The organism is Flavobacterium sp., from assembly GCF_036759525.1.
Lineage (GTDB): Bacteria > Bacteroidota > Bacteroidia > Flavobacteriales > Flavobacteriaceae > Flavobacterium.
Genome location: NZ_DAIOUN010000025.1, coordinates 15,267 through 31,678, shown reverse-complemented (window position 1 = coordinate 31,678; position 16,412 = coordinate 15,267). Strand labels below are relative to the sequence as shown.

The following is a 16,412-nucleotide window of genomic DNA, read 5'->3' as shown; positions in this document are numbered from 1 at the left end:
GTACGATAACCGTACCGGGTGAGGAGACTGTAAGTACCGACCCACAACCGGGTATAACTTTAACCAAAGAAGGGACTTGGATTGATTCTAACAACGATGGTTGGGTAAGTATTGGTGATACAATTTTATTTGAGTTTACCGTAACCAACACAGGAAATGTTACTTTGACGGATATAAACATAACAGATGATTCAATGGGACAAGAATTAGAAATCTCAAATGTAACTCCATCAGTTTTAGCACCAGGGCAATCAGGTTTTGCAACGGCTACTTATGAACTAACAGAGGATGATATTTTTGCTGGAGTTGTTTACAATATAGCTACTGTAAATGCATCAACATTAATTGGAACTCCAGTTGTAGATGATTCTGAAGATCCAACTCCAATAAGTGAAGATTCAGAGTTTTTCAATCCCGATTGTCCAGAATGTACTGTAGTTATTTTACCTCAAGAACCTAGTATAGCTTTGATAAAAACGGCTACATTCAATGACGAAAATGGGGATGGATACGGACAAGTTGGTGAAACCATAACATTCAATTTTACAATTACTAATACCGGAAATGTTCCGTTATCAAATATCACCATAACAGATCCGTTGCCAGGACTTGTTCTAACAGGTGGCCCTATCAGTTTGGCACCCGGAGAAACAGATTCAATTAGTTTTGTGGGTACCTATTGGCTAACAGCTCAAGACATCTATTTAGGTAATGTGACAAATCAAGCTTTAGTAAGCGGTACAAGTCCAATAGGTGAGATTGTAGAAGATTTATCTGATGATTCAACACTTATTGATGATACACCTACAGTATTGCCAATTACAGGATGTGTTGTAGAAGTGTTTAATGCTATTACACCCAACAATGATGGATTAAATGACTTTTTATACATTCAAGGTTTAGATTGTTATTCAGACAACTCTATTGAAATCTATAATAGATGGGGAGTACAAGTCTTTAAAATGACAGGGTATAACAACCTTGACAGAAGATTTGAAGGATATTCTCAAGGAAGAGCAACATTAAGTTCAGACAAAGGGCTTCCAACAGGAACATATTGGTATGTCTTAAATTATAAAGATCTGTCAGGAAATTCAAATCAAAAAATAGGATACATCTATATCCAAAACAATTAATGCAATCAGACTGATTAAATTTCAGAAAGATTAAAATTTTTAGAGTATGAAAAATAAAATAGTAATAATAGTTTTAGGATTGATGTGTAGCGTTGTATACGCACAACAAGATGCTCAGTATACCCAGTATATGTATAATACGATTAACGTAAATCCAGCTTATGCAGGTTCTAGAGGAGTTATGAGTTTGTTTGGTTTACACAGAACCCAGTGGGTTGGTTTGGATGGTGCTCCTGTTACCAATGCATTTTCACTAAATTCTCCTATTAATAATAGTAATTTAGGTGTGGGATTATCATTTGTAAATGATAAAATTGGACCTACAAATGAAAACACCATTTCTGTTGATGTATCTTATTCTGTCCAAACGTCAGAAAATTACAAACTCTCATTTGGAATCAAAGGGACTGCCAATCTGTTTAACTTAGATGTGAATAAATTAAATCCTGCAAATGCCGGTGATCCTCAATTTCAAAATTTGTCCAATAATTTTACACCTAATTTCGGGGCTGGAATTTACCTTCATTCGAACAAAACCTACATCGGATTGTCAGTTCCAAATTTCTTTGAGAATGTAAGATATAGTGAAAATGATGTAGCAATTAGTAAAGAAAGAATGAATTTCTATCTCATAGGAGGACATGTTTTCGATTTGAGTCCATCGCTTAAATTTAAACCGGCTTTCTTAGCCAAAGCAGTTGAGGGTGCTCCGCTTCAGTTGGATGTATCTGGAAACTTTTTAATCAACGAAAAGTTTGTTTTGGGGGCTGCTTGGCGATGGGATGCCGCTTTAAGCGGAATGGCAGGATTCCAAATTTCAGATCAATTATTTCTGGGATATGGATATGATTTAGAAACCACAAGATTAAGGAATTATAATTCCGGATCTCATGAAGTTTTTCTAAGAGTAGAATTGTTTACTAAACATAACAAAATCGTTTCTCCCCGATTTTTTTAAATCAATAACAACATGAAATATTTCGTATTAAATATATTTATCTGCTGTGTAGCAACTTCTCTGTTTGCACAACAAAGACTTGAAAACAAAGCGAATTCAGACTATGAAAAATATGCTTATGTTGATGCAATAGCAACCTATGAAAGGATTGCAAATCAAGGATATAAAAACAGTACCCTGCTTAAAAATCTTGCGAATTCTTATTACTTTAATGCAAAACTTGTAGATGCAGCAAAATGGTATGGAGAGTTATTCCAATTAGGTGAGGAAATGGAAACAGAGTATTATTTTAGATATGCTCAATCTCTGAAAGCCATCGGAAACTATAAAAAAGCGGATGAAATGATGGAATTGTTTTTTTCTAAAAATAAGAGCGATTCTCGAGGAATATTAGCATCTGCTCAAAAAGATTATTTGGAACAAATTGAAAAGAATTCCGGAAGATATGAAATTCAGGAAGCTGGAATCAATTCAATTTATTCAGATTATGGGAGTGCATTTTATGAAAATAAAATTATTTTTACTTCTGCTAGAGATACAGGTAACTTTACCAAACGCAAACACTCCTGGACCGGAAGTAATTTTACCCGACTTTATGCTTCAGAAAAAAATGCAGATGGATCATTAACCAAACCGGAAAAGTTTGCCAATGAATTGCAAACAAGATTTCACGAATCTACACCTGTTTTTTCCAATGATGGTAAAACCATCTATTTTACTCGAAACAATTTTAACAATGGAAAGAAAGGGAAAGATAGTGACAAGCGTACCTTATTGAAAATATATCGATCTACCAAAAGCGATAAAGGGAACTGGAGTGTTCCGGAAGAACTTCCATTTAATAGTGATGAATACCAATGTGCACATCCGGCTTTAAGTCCGGATAATAAGTGGTTGATTTTTGCTTCTGATATGCCTGGTACATTAGGAAAGTCCGATTTGTTCAAAGTTGCAATAAATAATGACGGAACCTTCGGGACTCCCCAAAATTTAGGTCCTAAAATCAACACCGAAGGGAGAGAATCTTTTCCGTTTGTTTCAAAATCAAATGAACTATTTTTCGCTTCAGATGGTCATCCCGGCTTAGGAGGACTCGATATTTTTAGAGTATTGTGGGATGATACGTCAAACATTTCCGAAATACTTAATATAGGAAAACCCGCTAACAGTTCATTTGATGATTTTGGTTATATAATTGATTCCGATTCAAAACTTGGTTTTCTTTCGTCCAATCGTGAAAAAGGGATTGGAGATGATGATATTTATAGATTTAAAGAACTTAAACCACTTCAAAAACCTTGTGAACAGATTCTTAACGGATTGGTTACCGATGCTGAATCTGGTCAAGTTATTACATCAGCTAGAGTAACTTTATTTGATCAAAATTTTTCTAAGTTAGATGAGACAGTTTCTGATAATCAAGGAAAATTTAAATTCAACACTGTAAGTTGTGATGCCAAGTATTATGTAAGAGCCGAAAAGACGGATTACAATACGAATGAAAAAGCGGTACAAATTCCTAAAACAACAGGAGAAACCTTTTTGCCTATTGAGTTGGAAAAAACTCAAAAACCTATAACTGTGGGAGATGATATAGCCAAAATTTTTGGTATTAAAGTAATTTATTTTGATTTAGATAAATCGAATATTAGACCTGATGCTGCTTTAGAATTGGCCAAAATATTGGATGTGTTAAAGCAATATCCAACTTTAAAAATTGACATTCGTTCGCATACAGATAGCCGACAAACGCATAAATACAATGAAGCTTTATCGGACAGAAGAGCTAAATCAACCCGTGAATGGCTCATTCAAAACGGAATTGATAAAAACAGATTAACAGCCAAAGGTTATGGCGAAACTCAATTGGTTAACCAATGTTCTGATAATGTGGAATGTACAGAAGAAGAACACCAACGTAACCGTAGAAGTGAGTTTATTGTAACGGAATTGTAGCAAGGTCTGCAGTATTTAGTTGATTTGAGAAAAGCATCTTAACACGTTTTTAAGGTGCTTTCTCTTTTTTATCTCCCCCAGAAAAACGCATACAAAAACACCAATACTATCAAAATTGAAAAAGCACTAATATTGAATAATGAATCGGTTTTGAAAGTTTCTTTTTTCAGTTCAAAGGCTTTTGAGTCACTTTTGCCCTTATTTTGAATTTGGCTTATTAAACCAATAACTGCCATAGTTGCTAATGTGGTGTACCCCATTTGATCCAAGAAAGGTAAACTTGGAAAAAGGTTTTCTAAAGCCGAACCTTCTGCCCAACCTTTGGGACCTACTTTGAAAAACATAGCTATCGGAATAGAAAGGAGAACTCCCCATATTGCAGCCTTGTTTGTAGCTTTTTTCCAAAAAAGACCTAATAAAAAGAGGGCCAAAATACCCGGACTTACTACTCCTGTATATTCTTGAATAAATTGGAAAGCTTGATTAATACCACCTAATAAAGGAGCTACAAATGCACTAATAACTAATGCTACTACAGAGGTCAATCGCCCCACTTTTACCATCGTTTTATCATCTGGATTTTTATGTACATATTGCTTGTAAATATCCATAGTAAAAATTGTCGAAGTAGAATTTAGCATCGAAGCCAATGATGAAACGATGGCAGCTGTTAAAGCAACAAACGCCAATCCTTTTAATCCCGTTGGTAAAAATTGTATAAGCCAAGGATAGGCCTTGTCAGCTTCAGCATTACTTGGAATATTTATTAATCCTTCCATTCCTAAACGAGCCAACATTTCGGGGTCATTTACTATCACATAGGCAGCAATACCGGGAATAACCACTATAAAGGGGATCAATAATTTTAAAAATGCAGCTAATAAAATTCCTTTTTGAGCTTCTTTTAAAGATTTAGCAGCCAAAGCTCGCTGAATTATGTACTGATTAAAACCCCAGTAATAGAGATTAGCTACCCAAAGACCTCCTACTAAAACCCCAATTCCGGGTAGATTTAAATATTCCGGATTGGATTCGTCCAAAATCATTGAGAATTTTGTTGGAGCTTTATCGTAAATAATTCCCAAACCTTCCAGCATACCTTGTCCGTCTGATACGGTATTTAAAGCCAGATAAGTTGTTGCCAATCCTCCAATGACCAGAAAAACAACTTGGATAGAATCTGTCCATGCTATTGAAGCTAATCCACCATATAATGAGTAGGCTGCTGCAAACAACGAGAGTCCAATAATGGCCCACATCATATCAACTCCCATTACGGTGTTCATCGCTAAGGCTCCTAAATATAGTACAGAAGTTATATTGACAAACACATACAATCCCACCCAAAAAACCGCTAAAATAGTCTTCAATTGGGTTGAATACCTTTTTTCTACAAACTCAGGTATGGTGTAAATTCCTTTTTCAATAAAAACAGGTAAAAAGTACTTTCCTATAATAATTAAAGTGAGAGCTGCCATCCATTCATAGGATGATATGGCTAGTCCTATTGCAAATCCGGAACCGGACATACCTATGAATTGTTCGGCAGATATATTAGCCGCAATTAATGAGGTGCCTATAGCCCACCAAGGCAAGGATTTGCTAGCCAAAAAATAATCTTCTGCATTTTTTTGATGGCCTTTTTTGTCGCGTGACATCCATAATCCTACCCCTAAAATTAGTAAGGCATAAGCAATAAAAACAATGTAATCCAATAGTTCAAATCCGGTGTTCATGAGTGCAGAGTTTGATTAAGGTTTTAATTTATAATGCAAGGTAGGCAAGTCTCTTAAAATTGCCGCACTTTTTTCTGGGGAAATGTCTCGTTGGGCTTCGCCTAACATTTCATAACCTACCATGAATTTTTTTACTGATGCACTTCGCAACAATGGCGGATAAAAGTGCATATGAAAATGCCATTCCGGATGAGCCAAACGGTCGGTTGGTGCTTGATGAATTCCGGAAGAATAAGGAAAAGAGGTTTCAAAAAGATTGTCGTATTTAACCGTAATCGTCTTGATGCTATCTGCAAAGGCCAACGTCTCCTCTTTACTCATAGCGATAATGGTTCCAAAATGACGTTTGCTAATTATTAGGGTTTCATAAGGCCAAGTAGCCCAAAAAGGAACAACTACTGCAAAATATTCATTTTCATACACCAATCGTTCTTTAACTTTTAATTCTTCTTCCAAATAATCTTTTAAAAGACTGCTTTTGTATTGTTGGTAATAGCGATCTAAATTTTTTTGCGTTTTTTCAACTTGGGTTGGTAACGAAGATTGTGCCCAAATTTGACCGTGTGGATGCGGATTGCTACACCCCATTACCGCTCCTTTGTTTTCAAAAATCTGAACGTAATTGATAAAATCATGATTACCCAATTCAATATATTGTGCGGCCCACGTTTGAATCACTTTTTCAATGTCACCAATTTCCATTTCCGGTAAGGTCAAATCGTGTTGAGGGGAAAAACAAACTACTTTGTTGATTCCGCGTTCCGGTTTGAGTTTGAAAAGGGTAGAAGTTGAAGGTTCCATGATCACTTCCTCTTTCAATAAAGCCGAAAAATCATTTTCAAATACATAACAATCCGAATAGTCAGGATTTTTGGTGCCATTTGAACGCTCGTTTCCGGGACACAAATAACAAGTTGGATCGTATTCAGGAAGTGAAGCTAGTATTGGGTTTTCTTTCTGCCCTTGCCACGGACGCTTGGTGCGATGGGGAGAAACCAAAATCCATTCGTCTAATAGCGGATTGTATCGACGGTGCGGGTGTTCGTTAGTGTTGAATTGTTGCATATTTTTATTTTCGAGAAACCTCGTTTATTTTGGATTAACGGTAAACCTGACAGGTTTCAAAAACCTGTCAGGTTTAATCAGGTTTAAGTTTCTTTTTGAAAAATTTATCCTAATTCCTTTTTTATTAATTTTTTATTTTCTTTTTCACTTTTGAAGTGCCTCTGGAAATCTTAACCTTGTAACACGATAAGGTTATACCAAATTGTTCCCGGTAGGCTTTCGAAATCGATTCAAAAAGGGCTTTTTCACTTCCTTTTTCTACCAAATTAATAGAGCAACCTCCAAAACCACCACCCATCATTCTGGAACCGATAACTTGTTTTTTCTTTTTTACAAAATCAACCAAAAAATCAACTTCGGCACAACTTACTTCGTAATCTTTCGATAAACCTTCGTGGGTTTCAAACATAAGTTTACCTAATTGCTCAAATTGCTTTTGGTCTAAAGCTTTCACCGCTTCATTCACTCTGCGAATTTCATGAATTACAAAATGGCAACGTTTGTACATTGTTTCGCCTAATTCATTACGTAAAGATTCTAATTGATCTTCGGTACAATCTCGAAAGGTTTGCACACTCGGATACTGAGTTTTGATACGATTCAATCCTTGTTCAACTTCATTTCTGCGGTCGTTGTATCCGGAAGTCAAATGCGTGTGTTTTACATGACTGTCAAATAAAACTAAGGTATAATTTTTAAAATCGGCAGCATGGTATTCGTGTTCCAACGAAGTACAGTCCAATTTGATAACGTGATTTTTTTTGCCAAATACACTCGCAAACTGGTCCATTATACCACATTTTACCCCTACAAAAGTATGTTCCGATTGTTGTCCGATTAGGGCAATTTCCTCACGGGATAATCCCAATTTAAATGTTTTATGAAGTGCATAACCGAATCCGCATTCTAAAGCCGCAGACGAGGAAAGTCCGGCTCCCATGGGGATTGTACTGCTAAAAACTACATTGAGACCTGTAAACGAAAATCCTTTCATTTTCATTTGATACAAAACCCCCAACATATAATTTACCCACATTTTATCGACGGGTTGAAGTACTTCATTCCAACGGAAACGGTACGTTTCATTCAAGTCTTGAGCTACCAAAATAAATTCATCCGTTTGTGATTTTGAAACCGCAAAACAAATGTATTTGTTGATGGCTGCCGGCAATACAAATCCATCGTTATAATCTACATGTTCACCAATTAAATTGATTCGTCCAGGCGATAGGAAAACCGATTCGGGTTCCTGCTGGAAAACCGATTTAAAATGTTGAGTTGTAGCAGTAATTAACTTTTTTTTCATTTTATTTTAATGTTAGGGTAGCGGCTTTTAAAGTAGGATGTTCGGCTTTAATTTTTAGGGTTTTTTTCAATTGATTAGTGCGAAGTAAAATCGTAGCTATTCCCGCTTCTGCAGTTATCGGGTTTTGGCCTATCAATTCAGCTTGTTCGCCTTCTATACTGAACGTAACAGCATGATTGGCGTCCGGTACAACAGTGCCATTGGCATCAACAATTTTTGCATACACAAAAACAACATCCGGATTGTTAGGATTGATTTTTACATTCGATTCGTCTATAACCAACTGAATAGCTGAAGCCGATTCAGGTGATTTTACAATATGTTCTGTTACTTTTTTACCGTTAATGATTCCTTCGGCACGTAAAATTCCTTTCTGAAATGACGAAATTTTGAATACAAATGGGGGATGAGGCAATTGATCGGAAAAAGCATTCCGCAAAGGCTTTTGTTTTGCAATCAAGATATCATTGAGATACAACGCTACTTCGTCACAATTACTAAAAACGGTTACGTCTAAATTTGATTTTTCATTCCAATAATTGGCAATGTAAACCATAGGGCCGGAAACTAATTTTTCCGAAAGTTTTACAGTTGGTGATCGCTGACTTTGGTAAAAATAATGAGCAAATTTCGGTATTCTGAATATATCGCTAATTCCCGAACTTTCAATATCATCGGCATACCCGCGGTTGTAATCAAACATCAACCAATTGGCCTGACCAATGGTGTGTTTTCCTTTAACATTAGAATTGAAAGCTTCCTGATAATTGAAGGCTTGTTGCAACAAACGTTTTTCTCCAAATCCTCGCAATTGTCTGCTCGTGCGTTCTTCTTCTTTTAAATTGGCAAATGAAGTTTGGTTAAATCCGGCATTTTGAGCATAATATTCCCAATCGCCATATTCGGCTATGAAAATTTTTCGATTATTGTTTTCATAATGATTCCAATAAGCGGGAGCTTTGCCGTGTTGTCTAGCCGGAATGTAAAGGTCATAATTGAGGTTGTCTATCCAACCTGCCGTATAGATGTGTGCATAAGGCAACTCTGCTTTTAGAAGCGTGTTCGCTTTTTGCATATAAGGTTCTTTCATGTCGCTTTCATTTAAAGAAACTTCCCAAAAAACAACACTAGGATGATTTCGATCTCTTCGGGCTAAGTCGCGAATTTCCTGAAATGAATTCTCCAGAAATTTTTCATCGCCCGAAAATTGCCAACCTGAAATGCAATTCATTACCAAGATTCCCAATTCATCGCAAGCCTTTAAAAAAGCTTCTGTTTGCGGATAATGCGATAAACGTACAAAATCAAATCCTGCATTTTTAATTTTAACAGCATCGCGGTAATTGGCCTCATCCGAAAGGGCATAGCCAATGTAAGGATACTCTTGATGTCGATTGGTTCCGTTGATGAATATTTTTTCGTTATTTAAATAGAAGCCATCTGCTTTCAGCTCAACTTTACGGATACCGGTTTTGAGTGTTTGCTGGTCTAAAATGCGATTTTCTGATATTACATTTACCTCTACATTATACAAATTAGGTTGTTTGATTCCCCAAAGTTCAGGATTCAAAATTTCTAGAGTCGATGTAATAGATTCATCGGTTTTTGAGCCTATAACGACTTCTTTTGATGTAAATTTCTTTTTGTTGTTTGGAGTTGAAAATGTGATCTCCAATTTTACTTTTTTGGGTTCATCGCTTTCATTTTTTACATGAACTTTAATAAATCCGGTTGCTATTTCGGGGTTAATTTCATCAAAATGAACCAAAATCCCACCACTATTTACTTGATTGGCATGTACAGCATCGGTAATATAAACCGAGTTTGTTTTTACAAGATAAACGTTGCGATAAATACCGCCATAATAGTTGAAATCCAATGTTTTTAGAGTTTTTCCGGGAGGAATTTGCGGATTGTCATCGTTATTAACTTTTACAATAAGGGTATTGTTTTTTTCTTGCACCCAATTTGTGGCATCTACTGTAAAAGGCAAGTAACCCCCTTGGTGGTGGGAGACTTTTTTTCCATTAATCCAAATCCAAGCCTCATGCATAATGCCTTCAAAGTAAAGAAATACCTTTTCGTTTGCGGTTTTTTCAATGTCAAATTGCTTTTGATACCAACAATCGCCTTGCCATTGGTTGTTTACAACCAAAGGTTCTATTTGAGCCGTATGCGGAATGTTTATTTTTTCCCAATTCAACGAAGTCGAATCTTTGGTAAAAGTCCAATCGGAACCAAAATGGGTTTTGGTACGCGTGTAATGGATTTCATTTTTTTCACAAGACATCAGGAAAATAACAGAAAACGCAAGAAGAAAGTAATATTTCATTTGTAGATTTTTAATTCGTGCCATTTGTATAATTTGTTGCAATAAAAGAGTCTATTGTTCTTTAAAAGCATCCAATGCCGGTGAAGGCTGTCCGTTGGGAAGCCAAGCACTCAAGCTATAACCGCTCCAGCTTTTTTCACCTTGGGGTTCCCAGTACAAAACACCCAGACCTTTGTTGTCCGGTAAGGCCCGAACCGCTTTGATCGTGGCTTCCAATAAGGCTCTCGTGTTTTCAACTTTGTCATATTCGCCACCTACTTCTACAACCATTACTTCTTTGTTGTAGCGAGATATAAGAGCTTTTAAGTTGGTTTCTAAGTTAGCAATGGTTTCCGTGTAATCTTTTTTGACCCAAAACGGATAGTACGATAACCCAATAACATCATAACGCACTTTTTGTTCGGTAGCATTATCATAAAAAGTTCTGAATTTTTCAATGTTATCGCCTTCGTCAACATGTACAATTACTTTTATTTTTGTATCAACGGCTTTAACAGCATCGTATCCTTTGTTTAATAATATTCCCAACTGTTTCCAGTTGTCAGTACTGCCATCAGGCCATAACATACCACCCGGAATTTCATTGCCAATTTGTACCCACTCGGTTTTTACTTTTGCTTTCTTCAAAGCAGTCATTACATCAAAAGTATGGTCGTAAAGAGCTTGTGCCAGTTTATCAAAAGGTAGATTTTTCCATGCCTCGGGTTTGTTTTGTTTGCCGGGGTCGGCCCAAGAATCACTGTAATGAAAATCAATCATGATTCGGAAGCCCATTTTTTGGGCTCTCACAGCAAAAGCTACGGTTTCTTCTTTACTACAATGGCCACTACGTGGGTCATCAGAGGGATTCACAAAAACACGCAGGCGTACGGTATTCATTCCTCGGTCTTTCAAAAGTTGTAAAGCATCTTTTGGGGTGCCGTCTGAATCATAGAATTGATAACCGGTTGCTTCCATTTGCGGGAGCCAACTCACATCGGCACCTTTAGAAAACTCAAATTGCGATTGTGATTCAACAAATGTACATGTCAAAAAGAAAATTAATAATAGGTATTTTTTCATAATTAGTTTTTGTTAAAGACTTTAATGGCCGGAAGGGCATTTGAATCAAAATCCCACAAGGCTTGATTTTCCCAACTTGAGCCGTTAGTGGCTTGGTTGCCTCTAAAAGAAGTCCACTCGGTTCCCCAATAGGCAAATCCGAGTCCGTGTGGATTTTGTTGAATGAGATTTTTTAAAGTAATCAAAAAATTACGTTGGCCTTCAGGTGTAGCCGGATAAGCAGGTATCAATTGGTTTTCGAGACCTACAATATTATTGGTCCAATCGTTCCAGCTTAATGTAAATGGATAAGCCGTTTCTGCAATCAAAACCTTTTTCCCAAAGGTGTTGCCCAAAGTGGTTAGAGTCTGATTTACGGTAGCCAATTGTTTTCCATGCCAAATAGGGTAATACGATAAACCGATGTAATCGTAGTCAACGGAAGTCATTTTATTGAAAAACCAATCCGAGCCATTAAGTCCGGCATAATGTATCATAATTTTCGTTTCAGGTTTAATCGATCGAACCGTTGAACTGGCAGCTTGAAGTAATTCTATGCACTGAGCTTCATTGGAAATCAAATGTCCTTCGGGAAACAACAATCCTACATTAATTTCATTTCCAATTTGAATGATGTCGGGTTGGATTTCTTGCATCAAGGTCGCAGTGTATGAAGCAACTACCGCTTTTAGAGCTGTAAAATTCATACTTTGCCATGCTGCCGGTTTGGTTTGTTGCCCGGGATCGGCCCAAGTATCCGAATAATGAACGGTGAGCCATACTTTGAGTCCGGCTTGTTTAACCCGTTGGGCCATGGCTTTTACTTCGTTTAATCCGGAATGAACCGAGCTTGGATCTTTCCAAATTCGCAAACGAACGGTATTACAGCCTTCATTTTTTAGTGTAGTTAGAACGGCTTCGTTTTGACCGTTGTTCTTGTATAGGGCACCGGCACTTTCGGCTTCGGGTAAAAAGGATAAATCGGCAGCCCGTATAAAGGGGTCTGTGGCTGTAGGAGTTTCTTCTTCCGGACTTTTTTCACTGTCTGAACAGTGAGTGAAAATCAATAGAATGGGAATGAGAATAAGAGAAAAGACGATTTTTTTCATAGTATTTTAAGATAATAATTTAAATGCAAATTGGGTTTCGTTGACATAGCATTCTCCTTTTTTCAGCACAGCACTTGGAAAGTGAGCATGATTTGGGGCGTCCGGAAAGTTTTGCGTTTCAAAACAAATTCCACTTTGCGAATGGTAGCTGGCGTTGTTTTTCCCCGGAATTTTTCCAAAACAGTTTCCTCCTACATATACATGCACGGCAGGTTGATTGGTACTTACAGTAAGTTGCAAGCGATTGGAATCACTATATAAGGTAGCCGCAGTTGTAAATCCGGAATCCAACACAAAGGTAGTGTCTATAGCGGTTGGGCATTTTTGGAGTTGGTTTATTCCCGGAAGTTGGGGACAATCTGTCAAAAAATTTCCGGTTGGAATTTGATGAGCATCGGTTTCCAAAATTTGAGAGGCGTGAATTTGCACCCATTGGTTGCCAAGAGCCTGCTCATGTCCGTCTAAGTTAAAATAGCTATGTTGCGTAAGATTCAAAAGGGTGTCTTCATCGGTTTGGGCTTCAAACCGCACTCGAATTTCATTGTTTTCGGTAAGCAAATAAGTAACAGCAACGTGCAATGTACCAGGGTAACCATCTGTTTCAGGGGTGCATTCGCACGATAGTGTGATTGATTTTTCAGGGTCAAATTGCTTTAATTTCCAACATAAAGTACTCATTCCATTTGGACCTCCATGAAGGTGATGAACCCCATGATTTTGAGGTAAATGAATGGTTTTGCCGTTCAAGGTAAATTTTCCTTCTTTTATTCTTCCGGCATATCGCCCCACTACAGCTCCCAAATACGGAGCACTGGGTAATTGAAACGAATGCATATACGATTCCAAATCCTCAAATCCCAATACGACATCTACCTTTTGGCTATCCGAAATTGGAATGACTAAAGAAGTTAGGGTTGCACCATAGTTTAGGACAGAAAAAGAGGTGCCCTTTGAATTGGTTACAGTGTAACAAAATACTTCTTGTCCCTCGGGTAAGCAACCCAATGATTTTACATTTTTAGTAGATTGAAATTGAGAATAATGATTTTTTTGCATATAAATTTTGGAGATATAATAACAAAATTAGAAAAGAATTAAAATTTATCATACCGGTACCTACCAGTTTTTGTATCTTGCCCACCAGTTAGCTTTTACTTATGAAAATTATTGTGATTCAACCTCAATCAGGAGTGCCCAAATACAAACAAATTGTTAGTTCAATTGAAATGGCAATTGCCGAAAACCGAATTGCAAAAGGAGATCAATTGCCATCGGTTAATAAAGTTTGTCTGGAGTTTGGTATCTCAAGAGATACTGTTTTATGGGCTTATGAAGAATTGAAAAAGAGAGGAATTGTATTTGCCATTCCCGGAAAAGGGTATTACATTAAAAGCACCGAATTTAGTTTTGAGCAACGTTTTTTTGTTTTGTTTGACGAGCTAAACGCTTTTAAAGAAGATTTGTATGTGTCCTTTCTTGAAGCTATAGAAAATAAAGCTCAAGTTGATATTTATTTTCATCATTTTAATGAAGTATGGTTTCGAAAATTGATCAATGAAAGTAACGGATTTTACACCAAATACATTATTATGCCCACTCATCTCAAAGGAGCTGCCCAAGCAATAAAGGTTTTACCGGATAACGATGTTTATATTTTAGATCAAACGCACGCCGAATTGAATCAATACCCGGCTATTTATCAAAACTTCTCTCAAGACATGTATCAATCTTTGAAAGAGGCTTTAAGCTTACTCAGGAAATTCCATAAATTGGTATTGCTTTATCCGGGATTCAAAGAACCCTACGGAATGGTTGTCGGATTTGAACAATTTGCAACAGAGTTTTCGTTTCCATTCGAAGTAATTTCACACTTCGGTCCTGGTGAAAAAATTGAAAAAGGTACCGTTTATGTTATTCCAAACGACAGGCATTTGGTTCAAGTATTAGAGCAGGCCCAAACCCAAAATCTCACCATTGCTCAAGATTATGGCATTATTTCCTATAATGATACGCCATTAAAAAAAGTAGTTGCCAATGGGATAACTACAATTTCTACCGATTTTGAATTCATGGGAAAATGTTTGGCCGATATGGTTTTAAACAATAAAAAAAAGAGTCTTCAAAATCCGTGTCGATTACTCATTCGAAATTCAATTTAAGAGGCATGATAACTATCAGTCTTTCTGCGGGTTATTTTTTGTAACTTTGACTGTGTCAATGCAAAATTAAACCCCATGCTTAAAACGATACAACTTTCGTTACATTCATTTTTGGAGGAAATTGGGGCTTTGGCTTTTTTCACCCAAAGGTTTTTCATACAACTCTTTAGGGGTGCTTTTGAAGGGAGAGAGTTTGTGAAACAATGTTATGTAATAGGTTATAAGTCCTTATTGTTAGTGGGGTTAACGGGTTTTATCATTGGATTGGTTTTTACATTACAATCGCGTCCCACTTTACAAGAGTTTGGTGCCGTTTCTTGGATTCCGTCTATGGTAAGTATTTCCATAATTCGCGAAATCGGTCCTATAATTACAGCACTCATTTGTGCCGGAAAAGTGGGGTCGGGTATGGGAGCCGAATTGGGTTCTATGCGTGTAACGGAGCAAATTGATGCTATGGAAGTATCGGGGACCAATCCGTTTAAGTTTTTGGTAGTAACCCGAATTTTAGCCGCGACTTTAATGTTGCCTTTGTTGGTCATATTTGGGGATGCAATAGCCGTATTTGGATCGTTTTTAGTAGAACACTTTAAGGGTAATGTTTCCTTTATGCTCTATTTCAATCAAGTGTTTGAATCTTTGGAGTTTGGCGATTTGATTCCGGCTACTGTTAAGTCGTTCTTCTTTGGCTTTGCCATCGGATTGGTTGGGTGTTACAAAGGCTATACGTGCAAACGCGGAACTGTGGGCGTGGGAATGGCGGCCAATAGTGCGGTGGTCTATACCTCGGTTTTGCTCTTTGTACTCGATTTTATCGCCGTATTTGTAACCGATTTGTTTTACGATTTGTAACAAAATAGACTATGAAAAACTCACAAAAACCGGTTATACAAGTAAGCCAATTGGTCAAAAGTTTTGGAACCCATACGGTTTTAAAAGGATTTGATTTAGAATTGTTTGAGGGCGAAAATTTGGTGGTCATGGGAAAATCGGGTTCCGGAAAATCGGTTTTAATCAAATGTATCATTGGGTTGGAAACTCCCGATTCCGGGTCTATAGCAATTTATGGCAAACAAACGGAAAATTTTGACGAAGCGGAGTGGAATGAAATGCGAACGCAAGTGGGGTTTTTATTTCAAGGGAGTGCTCTATACGACTCGATGTCCGTTCGAGAAAATTTAGAGTTTCCCTTGCGTAGGCATCGAGGTAAATTCGGAAATTCTAAAGATAATGCCTCTTTGGTTTTGGAAGCACTCGAAAATGTAGGGTTGGCTCATGCTCTGGATTTAATGCCCAGTGAATTATCCGGCGGAATGAAAAGACGAATAGCCCTAGCTCGAACACTTATCTTAAAACCTAAAATTATTTTGTATGACGAACCCACTACCGGTCTCGACCCCATTACAGCCAAAGAAATTATCGCTTTAATGAAAGAGGTGCAACAAAAGTATTCTACTTCTTCTATCATAATAACCCACGATGTAGATTGTGCTCGAGTTATTGCCAATCGAATGGTACTCTTGGTAGACGGTGTTAATTATGCCCAAGGGACTTTTGATGCCTTGCAAAATAGTAACGACCCCAATATTCAAGCTTTTTTTAAATAACAACGAA

The 16,412-nt window shown here is 37.1% G+C and carries 13 protein-coding genes; 6 read left to right on the top strand and 7 right to left on the bottom strand.

The window, feature by feature from the left end; genetic code table 11:
• The 3 genes from V7M80_RS12415 to V7M80_RS12405 all read left to right on the top strand — a co-directional run.
• Positions 1-1,136: DUF7507 domain-containing protein (locus V7M80_RS12415; RefSeq protein WP_333696588.1), on the top strand; the 1,136-nt coding region annotated here is incomplete at its 5' end.
• A gap of 46 nt (positions 1,137-1,182) precedes the next feature.
• The gene (locus tag V7M80_RS12410; RefSeq protein ID WP_333696587.1) at positions 1,183-2,094 is read left to right on the top strand and encodes a PorP/SprF family type IX secretion system membrane protein; all 912 of its coding nucleotides are present in this window, start codon (positions 1,183-1,185) and stop codon (positions 2,092-2,094) included.
• Between the two features lie 12 nt (positions 2,095-2,106).
• On the top strand, positions 2,107-4,050 hold the full coding sequence (locus tag V7M80_RS12405; RefSeq protein ID WP_333696586.1) for an OmpA family protein: 1,944 nt from the start codon (positions 2,107-2,109) through the stop codon (positions 4,048-4,050).
• 68 nt (positions 4,051-4,118) lie between these two features.
• On the opposite strand, the gene V7M80_RS12400 is transcribed toward V7M80_RS12405, so the two are convergent.
• The 7 genes from V7M80_RS12400 to V7M80_RS12370 form a co-directional block, all read right to left on the bottom strand.
• Entirely contained in the window at positions 4,119-5,786 is a 1,668-nt protein-coding gene (locus tag V7M80_RS12400; protein ID WP_333696585.1) for a sodium/sugar symporter, read from the bottom strand.
• Between the two features lie 15 nt (positions 5,787-5,801).
• A complete protein-coding gene (locus V7M80_RS12395; protein WP_333696583.1) occupies positions 5,802-6,851 on the bottom strand; it encodes a UDP-glucose--hexose-1-phosphate uridylyltransferase in 1,050 nt (349 codons plus the stop codon).
• A 124-nt stretch (positions 6,852-6,975) separates the two neighbouring features.
• Positions 6,976-8,157 carry a galactokinase gene (gene galK, locus V7M80_RS12390; RefSeq protein ID WP_333696581.1) on the bottom strand — a complete coding sequence of 394 codons (1,182 nt, stop codon included), beginning with the start codon at positions 8,155-8,157 and terminating at the stop codon, positions 6,976-6,978.
• 1 nt (position 8,158) lies between these two features.
• Positions 8,159-10,489 carry a glycoside hydrolase family 2 protein gene (locus V7M80_RS12385; protein ID WP_333696579.1) on the bottom strand — a complete coding sequence of 777 codons (2,331 nt, stop codon included), beginning with the start codon at positions 10,487-10,489 and terminating at the stop codon, positions 8,159-8,161.
• A gap of 51 nt (positions 10,490-10,540) precedes the next feature.
• On the bottom strand, positions 10,541-11,551 hold the full coding sequence (locus tag V7M80_RS12380) for a glycoside hydrolase family 53 protein (RefSeq protein ID WP_333696577.1): 1,011 nt from the start codon (positions 11,549-11,551) through the stop codon (positions 10,541-10,543).
• Positions 11,552-11,553: 2 nt separating this feature from the next.
• Positions 11,554-12,639: a glycoside hydrolase family 53 protein gene (locus V7M80_RS12375; protein ID WP_333696575.1), complete on the bottom strand. Its 1,086-nt coding sequence runs from the start codon at positions 12,637-12,639 to the stop codon at positions 11,554-11,556.
• A 6-nt stretch (positions 12,640-12,645) separates the two neighbouring features.
• Positions 12,646-13,695, bottom strand: coding sequence for an aldose epimerase family protein (locus tag V7M80_RS12370; protein WP_333696573.1), 1,050 nt, complete (start codon positions 13,693-13,695; stop codon positions 12,646-12,648).
• A gap of 101 nt (positions 13,696-13,796) precedes the next feature.
• Here V7M80_RS12370 and V7M80_RS12365 point away from each other — a divergent pair, with 101 nt between their 5' ends.
• From V7M80_RS12365 to V7M80_RS12355, 3 genes are all read left to right on the top strand, one after another.
• Positions 13,797-14,798, top strand: a complete 1,002-nt coding sequence (locus V7M80_RS12365) for a GntR family transcriptional regulator (protein WP_333696571.1) — start codon at positions 13,797-13,799, stop codon at positions 14,796-14,798.
• A gap of 75 nt (positions 14,799-14,873) precedes the next feature.
• Positions 14,874-15,650 (top strand): MlaE family ABC transporter permease, encoded by a 777-nt coding sequence (locus tag V7M80_RS12360; RefSeq protein WP_333696570.1) that lies wholly within the window; start codon positions 14,874-14,876, stop codon positions 15,648-15,650.
• 11 nt (positions 15,651-15,661) lie between these two features.
• Positions 15,662-16,405: an ABC transporter ATP-binding protein gene (locus V7M80_RS12355; protein WP_333696569.1), complete on the top strand. Its 744-nt coding sequence runs from the start codon at positions 15,662-15,664 to the stop codon at positions 16,403-16,405.
• Positions 16,406-16,412 lie beyond the last annotated feature (7 nt).

Coding starts and splice junctions, on each gene's coding strand:
- V7M80_RS12410 (WP_333696587.1), top strand. CDS start 1,183: ATGAAAAATAAAATAGTAATAATAGTTTTAGGATTGATGTGTAGCGTT.
- V7M80_RS12405 (WP_333696586.1), top strand. CDS start 2,107: ATGAAATATTTCGTATTAAATATATTTATCTGCTGTGTAGCAACTTCT.
- V7M80_RS12400 (WP_333696585.1), bottom strand. CDS start 5,786: ATGAACACCGGATTTGAACTATTGGATTACATTGTTTTTATTGCTTAT.
- V7M80_RS12395 (WP_333696583.1), bottom strand. CDS start 6,851: ATGCAACAATTCAACACTAACGAACACCCGCACCGTCGATACAATCCG.
- galK (WP_333696581.1), bottom strand. CDS start 8,157: ATGAAAAAAAAGTTAATTACTGCTACAACTCAACATTTTAAATCGGTT.
- V7M80_RS12385 (WP_333696579.1), bottom strand. CDS start 10,489: ATGAAATATTACTTTCTTCTTGCGTTTTCTGTTATTTTCCTGATGTCT.
- V7M80_RS12380 (WP_333696577.1), bottom strand. CDS start 11,551: ATGAAAAAATACCTATTATTAATTTTCTTTTTGACATGTACATTTGTT.
- V7M80_RS12375 (WP_333696575.1), bottom strand. CDS start 12,639: ATGAAAAAAATCGTCTTTTCTCTTATTCTCATTCCCATTCTATTGATT.
- V7M80_RS12370 (WP_333696573.1), bottom strand. CDS start 13,695: ATGCAAAAAAATCATTATTCTCAATTTCAATCTACTAAAAATGTAAAA.
- V7M80_RS12365 (WP_333696571.1), top strand. CDS start 13,797: ATGAAAATTATTGTGATTCAACCTCAATCAGGAGTGCCCAAATACAAA.
- V7M80_RS12360 (WP_333696570.1), top strand. CDS start 14,874: ATGCTTAAAACGATACAACTTTCGTTACATTCATTTTTGGAGGAAATT.
- V7M80_RS12355 (WP_333696569.1), top strand. CDS start 15,662: ATGAAAAACTCACAAAAACCGGTTATACAAGTAAGCCAATTGGTCAAA.